This is a genomic window from Chitinophaga sp., from assembly GCF_035538455.1.
In the GTDB taxonomy this organism is placed as follows: Bacteria; Bacteroidota; Bacteroidia; order Chitinophagales; family Chitinophagaceae; genus Chitinophaga.
Genome location: NZ_DATLKJ010000099.1, coordinates 25,756 through 38,632, shown reverse-complemented (window position 1 = coordinate 38,632; position 12,877 = coordinate 25,756). Strand labels below are relative to the sequence as shown.

Here is a 12,877-nt window from a genome sequence, read left to right as displayed (position 1 = left end):
GGGATCATTGGGGACAATAAAAGTGCCTTTTAAAAAAAATGGATAGCTTTGGCTTTTTGGCTATCATGAGAATCTTAGTTATTGAAGATGAAGAACGGGTAGGAGCCCTGATCAGGAGAGGGCTGGAGGAGCAGGGATATGAAGTGACGCTTGCCTGGGATGGGGAAATGGGTCTGAAACTGGCACTGGGCGGTGGTTTTGACCTGGTTATTACAGACATTGTGCTGCCCCGCATCAATGGGCTTGAGGTAAGTCGTGCCATCAGGGATGCCTTACCGGATATTCCCATCCTCATGCTTACTGCACTGGGTACCACCGATGATAAGGTAGAGGGTTTTGATGCTGGCGCCGACGATTACCTTGTTAAGCCCTTCGATCTGCGCGAACTGCTGGTGCGCATACGCGCACTCCTGAAACGCAATGTTGTTGCGAGCCCCAAGCAGGCAAGTATTCTGCGGTATGCAGACCTGGAAATGAATCTTCAGACAAAGCTTGTCACCCGCAATGGCATCGAAATAAACCTTACTCCCAAGGAATTCCGACTGCTCGAATACATGTTACAGAACAGGGAACGTGTGTTGTCGAGGGCGGAGATTGCAGAGAATGTCTGGGAAACACATTTCGATACCGGGACTAATTTCATTGATGTCTATATCAATTATCTGCGTAAGAAAGTGGATAAATCTTTCGGTGTAAAGCTCATTCATACCAAACCCGGCATGGGATTCATTTTTAAAGAAGGCTAGTATGAAGATCCGCACGCGGCTCACCTTATTGTTTACCAGCATGATTGCGGCGCTGTTGCTATTGTTCGCCTGCGTGGTGTATGTCTCTTATTCGAATGACAGGGAAGCGGAGTATTACAAAACCCTGCGCCAGCAAGCTATCACCAAAACCAACTTGCTGTTGGATGCGCGCATCAGCCCGCAGGTATTGCAGCTTATTTACAAAAATTCAGCAGGGTCGCGTGGAGAGGAAGAAGTGGCCGTATATGATACTGCCTTTAATCTATTGTATCACGATGCAGTGGAAATTGATAAGGTGAAGGAAACCCGGCAAATGATCCATGAGATTATTGAAAAGAAGGAAATCACCTTTCACATTGGCGCATTGCAGGTTGTAGGCATTTTATACCGGCATAACGGTAACGACTATATTGTAACAGCTGCCGCACAGGATGAATATGGCCTTAGTCAGCTCCGCAATCTGTTCTGGACATTGATGGCCACCTTTCTTGGCGCCGTAGTACTGGTATTTCTGGCTGCGCGCTTTTTCTCGCAGCAGGCCCTGAAACCGGTGTCTGATATGGTAGATAAGGTAGAAGAAATCACGGCTACCCACCTCGATCTACGGTTGCAGACTGGCGAAGGGAAAGACGAAATCGCAGAACTGGCCATCACCTTTAACCTCATGCTGGACCGCCTGGAACAGTCATTTGATGCGCAAAAACAGTTTGTCTCCAATATCTCTCATGAGCTTCGCACACCGCTCACTGCCATGATGGCTGAGTTAGAAATTACCGCCTCCCGCGAGCGGCCGGCAGAAGAGTACAGGCAGTCTATGCGTCATGCCATTGCAGACGCGCAGCGGCTTGTGAAGCTCTCTAACAGCCTGCTGGACCTGGCAAAGGCGAGCTATGACCCGGCAGAAATAACTTTCCGCGAAGTGCGGCTGGATGAAATACTGATGGATGCCCGCCATGATGTGTTGCAGGCGCATCCGGAATACAGGATCAGCGTGGTGTTTGAAGAAGACACAGATGATGACGATATGGTCTCCGCTACAGGCAACCAATACCTGCTGAAGGTAGCCTTCATTAACCTGATGGAGAACGGCTGCAAATTTTCAACCCCGCCGGAAATCACCGTAACAGTGACCTGGTTCAAAGGGCACACCATACTGCGTTTTACAGATCAGGGCATCGGTATGCAGAAAGAAGACCTTCCGAATATTTTCACCCCTTTCTATCGTGGTAGCAACCGGCAGCATGCAGATGGCAACGGCATAGGTCTGTCTCTTTCCCAGAAAATTATCCGCCTCCACAAAGGTAATATCAGCGTGGTATCCAGACAGGGAGAAGGCGCGACATTTACAGTGGAGTTACCACACATATAAGCTGCTGCTCTGTCCTCTGTCATCTTTGTGAGCAGTTTTTTCTCTCTAATATATTTCTAATTTTTTTCTAAATGCTTTCTAATGGCTGCTGCTGGCGGTCTGACCTACTTTTGCGGCGTAAAATTTATGCTGATGAAAATGTACATGCTTGCCTGTTGTGCGATACTGACAGCAGCATCCTGCAACAGGGCAGAATCTGTAAAGGAAGAAACTGCACAGTTTGAGCTGAGAGGGGACACCATTCTGATACCAGAAGGGTCTCCTCTGAAAGCCAGGATCAGGACCTATACCGTAGAAGACAAACCTTACCGGCTGCAGTTGCTCACTGCCGGTGTAGTGAAAGCTATTCCCAACAACTATGCAGAGATTGCGCCTCCTTTTTCCGGGAGGGTGGTGAAATCATATATGAGCCTGGGAGAAACAGTATCGCCAGGTGCACCGCTGTTTTCTATTTCTTCTCCTGATTTCTTTGCGGCGCAGAAAGCCTGGTTCCAGGCAAAACAGTTATGGCAGCAAGCCGTAACAGCACAGCAACGTCAGCGGGATCTTATGCAGCATGGTGTGGGGGCCGGGCGAGATCTTGAGGAAGCCACCACCAATGTGGCGGTGCAGCTGAAAGAGATGGAGAATGCAGCTGCTGCGTTGAAAGTTTTCAACATCAATCCGCAACAACAGGTGCTGGGAGAGCCGCTTATCATAAGGTCACCTATACACGGAGAAGTGATAGAGAACAAACTCGTCAACGGACAGTTCCTGAAAGCAGATGGAGGCTCTGTGGCCATTGTGGCACAACTCTCGCAGGTGTGGATCGCTGGCCAGGTGAAAGAAAAGGATCTGCGTTTTATCAATGAAGGCGATGAGGTAAAAATGGAAGTGCCGGCAATGCCAGATACCGTATTGAAAGGAAAAGTCTTTCATGTGAGCAGGATCGTAAATGAAGATACTCGCGCCGTAGATGTGCTGATGATCTGCGATAACCCCGCTCATTGCCTGAAGCCGGGCATGTATGCCAATGTAAAGTTTATGGATCCTCCGGTGTCGGTGATCACGGTGCCTGCCAAAGCCCTGTTGCAGGAAAGTAATAGCGGTTATGTATTTGTGCAGACGGGCGCTAATACTTATGTACGCCGCAAAGTAGAAACCGGTGATACCGACAGCTCCACGATCATCATAAAGTCAGGATTAAAACCCGGCGAGAAAATCATCGGCGAAGGCGCTTTCTATCTCTCAGCAGCAAAATAAAACGGCATGATGAAACAACTGATAAATACAGCCATCCGCAAGCGCTGGCTGTTTGCAACCCTGTTCGCGCTGTTGGCGGCGGGCGGCTACTACAGCTGGACACAGCTGGCTATTGAAGCGTACCCGGATATTGCAGATGTCACTTCACAGGTAGTCACACAGGTACCCGGGCTGGCTGCAGAAGAAGTAGAACAACAGATCACCATCCCCCTGGAACGTGCGCTCAACGGTATGCCGGGGATGCATGTGATGCGTTCCAGGTCTACTTTCGGCCTCTCTATGATCACAATGGTATTTGAAGATGGAATAGATGATTACTGGGCCAGACAGCGCATCAAAGAAAGACTGGGTGATGTGTCACTGCCTTATGGTGCCGCACCTGGCCTTGATCCGCTTACATCGCCGGTAGGGGAAATATTCCGCTATATCATTGAAAGCAACCGGATGGACCTGCGTGCGCTTACCGATCTGCAAAACTGGGTAATCATCCCGCGTATTAAGCAGGTGACGGGCGTTGCGGATGTAACCAACTTTGGTGGCATCACTACGCAATACCAGGTGGAGCTGGATCCCCGTAAGATGGAACAATATCATCTGCCGTTGAATAATGTAGTAGGCACCATTTCCAGTAACAACAGCAACAGTGGCGGCAGCGTGCTCGAGCGCGGTGATCTGGGCTACGTTGTGCGTGGTATCGGGCTCTTTAAATCGCTGGATGATATAGGCGCTACTGTTGTGAAATCGGAGAAGGGAGTGCCGGTGTTCCTGCGGGATATAGGACAGCTGCGCTATGGTAACCTGGAAAGAAAAGGCGTGCTGGGTTATACTGATCACCAACGCTCTTATAGCGAAAGTATTGAAGGTATCGTGCTGCTGCTCAAAGGGCAGAATCCTTCAGCTGTGCTGAAAGGAGTACACAAGGCTGTCGATGAACTGAACAATGGTATACTGCCGCCGGGTGTAAAGATTCATCCATTTCTTGATAGAACAGCGCTCGTGGATACTACGCTTGATACTGTATCGCATACGTTGCTGGAAGGTATGGCGCTGGTGATGATAGTGCTGATAGTATTCCTTGGCAGCTGGCGTGCCGCATTGCTGGTGGCGGTAACCATTCCGCTCAGTCTTCTGTCCGCCTTCATACTGATGCATTTCACCAACATCCCTGCTAACCTGTTATCGCTGGGCGCTATTGATTTCGGTATCATTGTGGACGGCGCCATTGTAATGACTGAAACCATGCTGCGGCAACGGGAGGAGCATCCGTTGGAAATACTGCCGGAACAGACGTTTGCCGAGAAGGCTTTTGCGGTGGCACGTCCCATTTTCTTTGCAACAGTTATTATCATCACTGCCTACCTGCCCCTGTTTGCTTTCGAGCGTGTAGAGAAAAAACTTTTCACGCCTATGGCCTTCACTGTTGGCTATGCACTGCTGGGAGCACTGGCGGCGGCATTGTTATTGATACCTGGCCTGGCATATATGCTTTACCGTAAGCCCCGTAAGATGTACCATAACCGCTGGTTGGAAAAGCTCACCACACTGTATGAACGGCGCATGCGGAAAATCATGGAACGTCCGCGCAAAGTATTCGTACCATTGGTGGTATTGTTGTGTGCTGCTGCGGGACTCACTTACACAGTGGGCAAAGACTTCCTTCCTCCACTGGATGAAGGCTCCATCTGGTTACAGGTGCAATTGCCGCCGGGGCTGGCGTTGCCCAAAGCCCGCGAAATGGCAGATACACTGCGTGCGCGCACATTGAAGCATCCGGAGGTCATTTATATGATGACTCAGACCGGTCGCAATGATGATGGTACGGATCCATTCACGCCATCGCATTATGAATGTTCAATAGGACTCCTCCCTTATAATAAATGGCCTTCGGGAAAAACAAAACAGGATCTTATCAATGAACTGGCGGCAGAATACGCTACCATGCCAGGTTATACGGTGGGATTCAGTCAGCCTATGATCGACGGAGTAATGGATAAGATCGCAGGCGCACACAGTGAGCTGGTGGTAAAAATCTTCGGGAATGATTTTGCAGAGAACAGAAGAGTAGCAGAAGAGGTATTGAATACCCTTCAGGCTGTTCCCGGCGCAGTAGATCTGGCGATAGATCAGGAGCCGCCGCTACCGCAATTGCAGGTGAAGGCGGATCGGGTGGCCATTGCCCGCTATGGTCTCAACATTTCTGATGTGGCGGAGCTGATAGAAGTGGCTATCGGTGGAAAGGCAGTGTCGCAGGTGTTTACTGGCGACAGGGTATATGATATCAGCTGCCGTTATACAGAGGAAGTACGCAATACGCCGGAGAAGATCGGCAGCCTGATGCTCACTACGCCGGAGGGAACGAAGATACCCTTGTCGCAGGTGGCGAAAGTAGAACTGGCTACCGGTGAAAGCACGATCACAAGAGAAAGAAGCCGGCGCCACCTTACTGTAAGACTCAATCTGCGTGGTACGGATCTGACTTCGTTTCTGCAGACGGCACAGACAAAGATTGATAAAGAAGTATCCTATGATAAATCCCGTACCAGTATCCAGTGGGGCGGACAATTTGAAAACAAGAACAGAGCCTATGGCAGACTGGCGGTTATTGTACCGGTGGCACTTGCACTAATGTTTATCCTGCTTTATGGTGCATTCGGTGAGTTCAGGCAGGCTGGGTTGATATTATTCATTGTGCCGCTTGCCATGTTTGGCGGGATGCTGGCGCTGAATGTAAGAGGCATGACGCTCAATGTGTCGTCTGCCGTAGGTTTCATTGCACTTTTTGGCGTGGCTATTCAGAATGGTGTGATCATGGTATCGCATATGAACGACCTGAGAAAACAGCAGATGCCATTGAAAGAACTGGTGATCCAGGCGGCGAGAGACAGGTTCCGCCCTGTGCTGATGACCGCCACGGTGGCTATGCTTGGGCTGCTGCCTGCGTCGCTGGCTACCGGTATCGGCTCTGATGTACAACGTCCGCTGGCCACAGTGATTGTATACGGACTACTGTTTTCGACGATGATCACCTTATATGCTTTACCTGCCTTGTATTATCTGCTGGAAAGAAAAGCTGCCGGCGAAAAATGATGATTTTTATGAAGATGAAATATATGCTGATCCTGCTGATGCTGTACAGTGCAGCATCACAGGCACAAGATACACTGAGCTTCCCTACTTACCTGCAGCAGGTGGGAAAGAACAATCTGAGTTACGCTGCAGAAAAATATAACCTGGACATCGCTGCTGCTAATGTGATGATGGCCAAAGTATTCCCTGATCCGGAACTGAGTGTTGGGATATTCAATAACGGCCAGCGCAGGATGAAGCTGGGCTATGGCTTTAATAGCGGACTAGGTTATACACTGGAGTTGGGAGGCAAGCGCCGTGCACGCATCGACCTGGCACGCAGCGAGCAGCAACTGGCACGTTACCAGCTGGATGAATATTTTCGTAATCTCCGTGCAGACGCCACCCTGGCCTTTTTGCAGGTAATGCATCACCAGCAGCTGTATGAAATGAAACTGAATGCCTGGCGCTACATGCAGGAACTGGCAAAGGCGGATTCTATCCGCTTCCGCACCGGCATGATAACGGAGACGGATGCACGACAGTCGAACATCGAGGCGGGTATGCTGCTGAATGAAACCTATGGTACAGCTGCTGATCTCAAAGCTGCACAGGTACAACTGAACCAGCTGCAAGGCCGCTTTCGCAGTGATACACTACCCGCCATTAATGGTGACTTCCGCAAGTTTGAACGTTCCTTCTCCTTGCCCGAACTGGTGATCAATGGCCAGAATGCCCGCGCTGACCTGCTCACAGCTATGCAGCAAAAAGATGTAAACCGGAAGAATCTACGGCTCGCAAAAGCCTCCAGGATTATTGATCTTGGTGTGAATGCCGGTATCAACAATGTATCTGTGGTAACTAACGTTGTGGCTCCTACGCCGTCCATGAATACTGTATCTGCTGGCATAAGTATTCCGCTGAAGTTCTCCAACCGCAACAGGGGTGAGCTGCTCGCTGCTGAAGCTAACATCAGGCAAGGAGACATGAGTTATCGTCAGACAGAACTGCAGGTGCAGACGGAAATAACGCAGGCTTATTTCAATTATTTGGGTGCAAAGCAGCAACTGGTGCAGTTCGATACCGGCCTGCTGAGCAATGCGTATAAAGTGCTGGAAGGCAGGATGTACAGCTACAAACGTGGCGAAACTTCGCTGCTGGAAGTGCTGACAGCCAGGCGCACCTATAATGATGTACAACAACAGTATTATGAAAGTCTTTACAACCAGGCAGCCGCATTGGTAGAGTTAGAAAGGGCTGCTGCCGTATGGGACATAGAATTTTAACAGTATGAAACAGATATTCTTCTTAATGATATTCCTCTCCGCAACGTTTGCGGTGATGGCACAGGAGAGAACTTTCACTTTCGGGGTGCGGGCCGGTGTACAGCTCCCTCAGCTGAATGGCAGAGATAAGGACAGTGTGGGTTTCAGCAATAACGTTGGTTTTATAGCTGGAATGACAGCTGTATCTCCGGTAAGTACACACTTCTCGCTGAAGCATGATGTATGGTTGGCGGTTAATAAAAATCAGGCATCCGTGGAGATATTCCCGGTAAGCCCCGCGTTTTATTACAAGGGGCTGGAATTGTTTGCTGGTCCATACGCAAGCCTGCTGTTGCATGGGAACAATTATGGCGCCGCCAATGAGCAGAATGCTTATGCCGCCAAGAATGATCTGGGTATTACTATCGGGGCAGGCTATACATTTGGGAAGAGAATGAATGTGGAAGCCAGATATGTAAGGGGGTTTATACCAGTGGTGGAAGATGCTGGCAAACAGCAACAATGGAAGGCATTCAGGCAGTACTTAGGTATTACTGTGGGATATAATTTTTAACCGGACATGTTTTAGCGAAGGTTTTCGTTGTGGAAGATCTTCGCTAAAAACATCGTCCCTAAAATTTATATTTCTTCCATTCTCCTTCAATATCTGTCAGATCGATAGGATGTACTTCCCGGCCATCAAAAAGGAGGATGGTCCAGGTGTATTTATTGTCGTTGAGATCAATGCTGGTGGACTTTCCGCCCTGCAAGTGAAAGTTGACTACACTGCCGGGAGCCTCAATGATTTTTATCCCTTTACCTTCAAAAAAGGTGCGGGCATCATCCATGAAGATCATATTATTCTCATGTAATGTTGTTAGCGTTTCTTCACCGTTTTCTTTTTTTAACTTATCCAGTTTGGCGCTGTCAGGAGAATAGAATACGGCGCAAGGTTCGTTTATCTGCATTATTCGCGGTGCGCTCGCACCGGTGGTTTCGTGGGCAACAGTGTCCTGTTTGCTGTGTGGTTGGCAGGACGCAAGTGCCAGCAACAGTATAGTTAGCATGAGGTTACTTTTCAATGCATACATGGTCGATAGTTTGTTTGGCATACTTTCCTGCCTCCACAAAGGGGAAGCAGAAAGGTAAAGTTAGCATAAAAATATGCCAGTGCCAACTATTGCTCCTGTAACATATATGGGTAATCAATCAGACCGCGGGCACCGCCTTCGTAGTAGGTAGATTTGTCACTGCTTGCCCATGAATACTGTTGCCGTATGCGTTCCACGAGATCAGGATTAGAGATAAACGGTCTGCCAAATCCTATCATGTCTGCATGATTTTGTTGTAATGCACGCTCTGCATCTGTTGCATGGAAGCCACCACTTAGTATCAGCCAGTTCTTGAATTGTTGCCGTACTAAATTAGTGAGCGGATGGAGAAATTGCTCAATGAGATAACCGTGTGCAGCGTGTATCTCAATGCCGTCAAAGCCAGCAGCGATGGTATTTCTGGCAGCCTGCAGGGATTGTTGAATCATCTCATGCGTTTCATGGGTGCTGAGTGCATGTAATAATGATCAGGCAGGGGACATTAACTTCGATTTCGCCGTTTACTTACCAGCCTGACCGGTCCGACAAAATTAGAACCGCCGGGAAAGGCGGAGCAGGTACAATGCGGGATTTCTGTTGTAACTTTGCAGGTTATGGGAGAAAGAAAATGGGAGTCCAGGAAAGGCAATTACCATGGGGTAGAAAAAAAAGCATTGAAAAATTTCAATATTTTGAAAATAGTATTAACTTTGTTCTATGGATTTGGGAATTATAGAGAAGGCAGCGAATGCAGTGGCCGATAAGCACCGTTTGTCGATTATCATGGAGATAGCGAAAAAGGGTTCAATTGCGTGCGGTGATGTATGTTGCTTTACCTGTCTGTCTCAACCTACTGTTTCGCATCATGTAAAAATATTGGTTGATAGTGGTGTGTTGAACTCTACGAAAAACGGGCGAGTAGTGGAGCTGACCATCAATAAGGAAATGATGAAGCAGTTATCAATGTTCTTTCTTAAACTGAGTTAAAGTCACTATTGAGGAGGGCTGGAGACTGATTGCGGCGGTCAACGGCTTTTTTTATAGGTTTATATATTGACACTTTTAAATAAATGGATTTTTGAAGAGATGTGATCTCTTTTTTTATCTGTTTAAATATCGATTATTTTAAATAAATAAATAAATCACTTAAATAATTACATACCATGAGTCAGTTAAAAGACAAAGTAGCTGTCATTACGGGCGGCAACAGCGGGATCGGATATGCTACAGCAGAAGATTTTTTGAAGAAAGGCGCGAAGGTCTTAATCACAGGACGTAACCCTGAGGCGGTACAACGGGCCGTACACAGTCTTGGGGCTCCGGCGGAGGGTTTTACAGCAGACCAGTCAAGTCTTGCAGATACGGAGAAATTGGCGGCGTATGTGCGTAGTCGTTATGGAAAGGTAGATATACTGTTCATCAATGCGGGAGTAGGAAAATTTCAGCCATTTGAACAGGTAACAGAAAAGGATTTCGATGAAATAATGGACATTAACTTTAAAGGAGCATTCTTTACGGCGCAACAATTGCTTCCTTTAATTAACGAAGGTGGCAGCATTATCTTCCTTTCCTCGATCAACGCCTATTCCGGTATGCCCAATGCAGTGGTTTACTCTGCAAGCAAGGCAGCTATGAACACTGCCGCCAGAACTCTGGCGCGTGAACTTGCTTCCCGGAAGATCAGGGTCAATGTGGTAAATCCCGGCCCTATTGTAACACCGATACTGGAGAAAGCAGGTATAACCGGGGAAGAAGCCATTGCCTTCCGTGCACAGCTCGCCGAAAAAGTGCCACTGGGACGTATGGGCGAATCTCCGGAAGTGGCCAAACTGGTTTCTTTCCTGGCATCTGATGATGCCTCCTTTATCACAGGTTCTGAGTACAACGTGGATGGTGGCCTGATCGTACATCCGCTGTTGGCATAGGAAATTCAAAAACGGTTCTTCTTTGATTTACAGTTGTTATAAAAGGTTGTAGGTTGTTTAGTTAACCCCATTAGTATTTTGGGATTTATTGATTTTGGTATTTAGGGATTTATGAATATAGCGAAGACCATGGTTATTGTTTAAGTAGAACATAATCTCCACTATATTAATAAATCCCTAAATATTTTTTGCTGTTCCGTTTTTATTTATACCTTCGTTAACCAAATGGTTAAATTAAATGGTTAATTATGAGTGGCGAGAAAAATACAGAAGCACAGATCATAGCAGCGGCGAAGAAAATATTCATGCAGAAAGGACTGGCGGGGGCGCGGATGCAGGATATTGCAGACGAAGCGGGCATTAACAAGGCGATGCTGCATTACTACTATCGTAGCAAAGACAAGCTGTTTGAAATTATCTTCAATGAAGCTGCAGACAATGTGTTCCGTGTGCTCAGCGCCATTCTTCAGTCTGATATGCCATTCCGCGAAATGATTGCTGCCATTATTGACAACTACATCGATAATCTCATCAAAAATCCTTACCTGCCCGTATTTGTGCTGAACGAGATCCACCAGAATCCGGAAAGGATAGTGTCCCGCTTTACCAAATCGGGGAACTCACCTGATATACAGGCATTTATGGATAAGGTGAACAAGGCGCAGAAAAAGAAACAGATCAGATCCATCCAACCGTTGCAGTTGCTGCTGAATATTGTATCCATGTGCATTTTCCCGTTTGCGGCGAGACCGCTGATACAAACAGTATCCGGAGCCAGCGATCAGCAATGGAAGGAACTGATGGAAGAGCGCAAAGCATTGGTGACAGAATTTATTCTGCGCGCATTGGAGCCGTAAAATTTTTTATCCTTGAGTTAACTGAATGGTTAAATTTAATGGTTAATTTATGAAAAACATTCTCTGGATCTGCCTGCTGTGTAGTGTTTCCGCTGTTGCTCAGGATGCTGCTGTCCTTACACTGGAAGAGTGCCAGCAGCTGGCCCGGCAGCATTATCCGTTGCTGAAACAACAGCAGGTGTTGGACAATATATTGCAGATACAGGTCAGAAACATCAACAACGCCTGGTTGCCGCAGGCTACACTCAATGGCCAGGCCAGTTATCAGTCGGACGTGGTGCAGATCCCTATCAAGCTACCTGATGTGAATATCGAGTCGCCCGCGAAAGACCAGTACCGCGCCACAATAGACGTTACTCAGCAGCTATATGATGGTGGCGCCACCCGCCGGCAGCGCGACTTGCAGGTATTGCAACAGCAATCCGCCCGGCAGCAGGTGGAAGTAGACCTGTACAAAATCCGGCAACAGGTTACACAGACTTATTTTAATGCACTGCTGGCAAAGGAATATATCAGCGTGTCACGCCTGGCGCAGCAGGACCTGCAGCAACGCCTGGAGAAATTACAGGCCGGCGTGAAGTTCGGCAGTGTGCTGCCTTCTGCTGCCGATATGATACAGGCGGAGCTGCTGAAGGCGCAGCAGCAGGAAATATCTGCCGCTGCTTCCAGTAAAGCATACCTTGAAATATTACAACTGCTCACCGGCAGCCGTATAACAGACGTGGCTACACGTACACCCGCTGTGGCGGAACTAACTTCTACGGATACACTAAGCCGGCCGGAGCTGCAACTCTTCCGCCTTCAGCGCAATACATTACTGCAACAATCTGCTCTCACCGGCACACGCACACTGCCTCGCATCAGTGCGTTTGTACAGGGAGGTTATGGCCGCCCTGGTCTCAATATGCTCAGCAACAGTTTTGATTCCTACTATATAGCCGGCGTGCGGCTCAGCTGGACACTCTGGAACTGGCAGGCACGGCGCAATGAGCAACGGGTGCTGGTGCTGCAGGAGAAGAATGTAGCCGCACAGGCAGATGCTTTTACGCTTAACACGCAGGTACAACTGGCACAGCAGCGTGCAGAGATCTCCCAGTTGCAACAGACGATCGGGAAAGACGCTTCCATTATTAAATTACGCGCTGCTGTGAAAGACGCTTCTGCCTCGCAGCTGGACAATGGGGTTATCACTGTGCATGAATATGTGCAGGACCTCAACGCCGAAACACAGGCTCGCATCAGCGAAAGAACACATACGCTGCAACTGGCCCTGGCCCAAATCAATTATCAACTGATCCGTGGTTATTAAAATTTAT

General features: G+C 48.2%; 11 protein-coding genes and 1 pseudogene. 10 read left to right on the top strand and 2 right to left on the bottom strand.

The features are described from left to right. The first annotated feature begins 65 nt into the window (after nucleotides 1-65). The 6 genes from VM802_RS12220 (at nucleotide 66) to VM802_RS12195 (ending at nucleotide 8,262) form a co-directional block, all read left to right on the top strand. Nucleotides 66-746, top strand: a complete 681-nt coding sequence (locus VM802_RS12220; RefSeq protein ID WP_325530780.1) for a response regulator transcription factor — start codon at nucleotides 66-68, stop codon at nucleotides 744-746. A 1-nt stretch (nucleotide 747) separates the two neighbouring features. Continuing rightward, nucleotides 748-2,115, top strand: coding sequence for a HAMP domain-containing sensor histidine kinase (locus tag VM802_RS12215; protein WP_325530778.1), 1,368 nt, complete (start codon nucleotides 748-750; stop codon nucleotides 2,113-2,115). A 132-nt stretch (nucleotides 2,116-2,247) separates the two neighbouring features. Continuing rightward, nucleotides 2,248-3,357 (top strand): efflux RND transporter periplasmic adaptor subunit, encoded by a 1,110-nt coding sequence (locus tag VM802_RS12210; RefSeq protein ID WP_325530776.1) that lies wholly within the window; start codon nucleotides 2,248-2,250, stop codon nucleotides 3,355-3,357. 6 nt (nucleotides 3,358-3,363) lie between these two features. Further along, nucleotides 3,364-6,444, top strand: a complete 3,081-nt coding sequence (locus VM802_RS12205) for an efflux RND transporter permease subunit (RefSeq protein WP_325530774.1) — start codon at nucleotides 3,364-3,366, stop codon at nucleotides 6,442-6,444. 8 nt (nucleotides 6,445-6,452) lie between these two features. After that, complete coding sequence (locus tag VM802_RS12200) at nucleotides 6,453-7,709, top strand: TolC family protein (RefSeq protein WP_325530772.1); 1,257 nt, start codon at nucleotides 6,453-6,455, stop codon at nucleotides 7,707-7,709. 4 nt (nucleotides 7,710-7,713) lie between these two features. Then, nucleotides 7,714-8,262 carry an outer membrane beta-barrel protein gene (locus VM802_RS12195; protein WP_325530770.1) on the top strand — a complete coding sequence of 183 codons (549 nt, stop codon included), beginning with the start codon at nucleotides 7,714-7,716 and terminating at the stop codon, nucleotides 8,260-8,262. A gap of 58 nt (nucleotides 8,263-8,320) precedes the next feature. On the opposite strand, the gene VM802_RS12190 is transcribed toward VM802_RS12195, so the two are convergent. Continuing rightward, nucleotides 8,321-8,779 (bottom strand): hypothetical protein, encoded by a 459-nt coding sequence (locus VM802_RS12190; RefSeq protein WP_325530768.1) that lies wholly within the window; start codon nucleotides 8,777-8,779, stop codon nucleotides 8,321-8,323. 86 nt (nucleotides 8,780-8,865) lie between these two features. After that, nucleotides 8,866-9,246: pseudogene (locus VM802_RS12185) on the bottom strand (oxidoreductase); the annotation flags it as partial. A 250-nt stretch (nucleotides 9,247-9,496) separates the two neighbouring features. Between VM802_RS12185 and VM802_RS12175 the strand changes: the two are divergent. From VM802_RS12175 to VM802_RS12160, 4 genes are all read left to right on the top strand, one after another. Then, nucleotides 9,497-9,766 (top strand): ArsR/SmtB family transcription factor, encoded by a 270-nt coding sequence (locus VM802_RS12175; RefSeq protein WP_325530766.1) that lies wholly within the window; start codon nucleotides 9,497-9,499, stop codon nucleotides 9,764-9,766. A gap of 176 nt (nucleotides 9,767-9,942) precedes the next feature. Next, nucleotides 9,943-10,704 (top strand): glucose 1-dehydrogenase, encoded by a 762-nt coding sequence (locus VM802_RS12170; protein ID WP_325530764.1) that lies wholly within the window; start codon nucleotides 9,943-9,945, stop codon nucleotides 10,702-10,704. Nucleotides 10,705-10,952: 248 nt separating this feature from the next. Further along, on the top strand, nucleotides 10,953-11,561 hold the full coding sequence (locus VM802_RS12165) for a TetR/AcrR family transcriptional regulator (RefSeq protein WP_325530762.1): 609 nt from the start codon (nucleotides 10,953-10,955) through the stop codon (nucleotides 11,559-11,561). 49 nt (nucleotides 11,562-11,610) lie between these two features. After that, on the top strand, nucleotides 11,611-12,870 hold the full coding sequence (locus VM802_RS12160; protein ID WP_325530760.1) for a TolC family protein: 1,260 nt from the start codon (nucleotides 11,611-11,613) through the stop codon (nucleotides 12,868-12,870). Nucleotides 12,871-12,877 lie beyond the last annotated feature (7 nt).

What these genes read in the sequence shown, in the direction of transcription:
- VM802_RS12165 (WP_325530762.1), top strand. Translation starts at nt 10,953, where the DNA reads ATGAGTGGCGAGAAAAATACAGAAGCACAGATCATAGCAGCGGCGAAG.
- VM802_RS12160 (WP_325530760.1), top strand. Translation starts at nt 11,611, where the DNA reads ATGAAAAACATTCTCTGGATCTGCCTGCTGTGTAGTGTTTCCGCTGTT.
- VM802_RS12190 (WP_325530768.1), bottom strand. Translation starts at nt 8,779, where the DNA reads ATGTATGCATTGAAAAGTAACCTCATGCTAACTATACTGTTGCTGGCA.
- VM802_RS12170 (WP_325530764.1), top strand. Translation starts at nt 9,943, where the DNA reads ATGAGTCAGTTAAAAGACAAAGTAGCTGTCATTACGGGCGGCAACAGC.
- VM802_RS12220 (WP_325530780.1), top strand. Translation starts at nt 66, where the DNA reads ATGAGAATCTTAGTTATTGAAGATGAAGAACGGGTAGGAGCCCTGATC.
- VM802_RS12175 (WP_325530766.1), top strand. Translation starts at nt 9,497, where the DNA reads ATGGATTTGGGAATTATAGAGAAGGCAGCGAATGCAGTGGCCGATAAG.
- VM802_RS12200 (WP_325530772.1), top strand. Translation starts at nt 6,453, where the DNA reads ATGAAGATGAAATATATGCTGATCCTGCTGATGCTGTACAGTGCAGCA.
- VM802_RS12205 (WP_325530774.1), top strand. Translation starts at nt 3,364, where the DNA reads ATGATGAAACAACTGATAAATACAGCCATCCGCAAGCGCTGGCTGTTT.
- VM802_RS12195 (WP_325530770.1), top strand. Translation starts at nt 7,714, where the DNA reads ATGAAACAGATATTCTTCTTAATGATATTCCTCTCCGCAACGTTTGCG.
- VM802_RS12210 (WP_325530776.1), top strand. Translation starts at nt 2,248, where the DNA reads ATGAAAATGTACATGCTTGCCTGTTGTGCGATACTGACAGCAGCATCC.
- VM802_RS12215 (WP_325530778.1), top strand. Translation starts at nt 748, where the DNA reads ATGAAGATCCGCACGCGGCTCACCTTATTGTTTACCAGCATGATTGCG.